This window comes from Vibrio barjaei, assembly GCF_001639065.2.
Lineage (GTDB): Bacteria > Pseudomonadota > Gammaproteobacteria > Enterobacterales > Vibrionaceae > Vibrio > Vibrio barjaei.
Window position 1 is genome coordinate 1 of the sequence record NZ_LQXO02000018.1, and the last position, 1210, is coordinate 1210.

Here is a 1210-nt window from a genome sequence, read left to right on the forward strand (position 1 = left end):
CTCAATGCTGCGTTTGGCGCTTGCTTTGCTTGTGCCAAAATCGAACTTGAAGCTTGCGATAGAATTTGGTTCTTCGTCATCGCTGTCGTCTCTTTCGCGAAGTCCGTGTCTTTGATACGGCTCTTCGACGCGTTCACATTCTCATTGATGTTGTCTAAGTTGTTGATAGCGTGGTTGAAGCGGTTTTGGAAAGCACCAAGTTCTGCGCGGTGACTGTCCACATACTTCATCGCAGAGTCCAGAATCGCTACAGATTCTTGAGCGCCACCTACTGACGTGACATCAATATCGTTAACCGTTGCTGCTGCCGCTGCACCTGACATGTCTAGCTCACCTGAACCCGCTAGCGTACCACCGAAGCTTAATGATGCGCTGTCGATGTCTTTATTGTTGCTCGCAAATACTTGTAGTGCGCCATCTTCATCTACAGACGCTTGCACTAGGTCAGTTTGACCATTGATGTACGTCGCTAGCTGCTCAATATCATCGCCTTGTTTCGCGTTAATCGTCAGCGTTGTCATCGCGTTACCCGCGCTGTCGTTCATGTCGATAGTCAGTGTTGAGTTTGCTGCCACTGACCAATCTTTATCTTTTGCGTTCGCTGCTTGGTAAACCGAACCACCCATGCCGCTGTTGTCTGAGCGCATGTCTTTCAGGCTTAGCATCACCGCTTCACCATTGTTTGAACCGATTTGGAATGACTGGGTACCGTAAGTACCGTTCAGTAGACGGTTACCACCGAATGCTGTGGTTTCAGCGACACGGTTTAGTTCGTTGTTCAGTGCCGTCACTTCTTCTTGAATCGCCACACGCTCTGCTTTTGAGTTTGAGCCGTTTGCTGATTGCAGTGATAGGTCACGCATACGTTGCAGGATGTTCGTTGTCTCATTCATCGCACCTTCAGCAGTTTGGGCGATAGAGATACCATCGTTCGCGTTGCGCACTGCCACATCAAGACCACGGCTTTGAACGTTCAAGCGGTTCGAAATTTGTAGACCCGCTGCGTCGTCTTTCGCGCTGTTGATTTTATGACCCGAAGACAAACGCTCCATTGACGTTGCTTGCGCCTGACTTGCACTGTTTAGGTAACGCTGAGCGGTCATCGCTGATACGTTAGTATTTACATTCACTGCCATGTTGTTTCTCCAATTGATTTTCCGGTGTAGCGGTTTCCGACGTCTCGGAAAACCAAGTAGTTCTCTCAAAGTTA

At 48.9% G+C, this 1210-nt stretch carries 1 protein-coding gene; it reads right to left on the bottom strand.

Annotated elements, in window-relative coordinates:
• On the bottom strand, window positions 1-1136 hold a 1136-nt coding region (locus tag AWH66_RS10490; protein ID WP_063605843.1), incomplete at its 3' end, for a flagellin.
• Window positions 1137-1210: the final 74 nt, after the last annotated feature.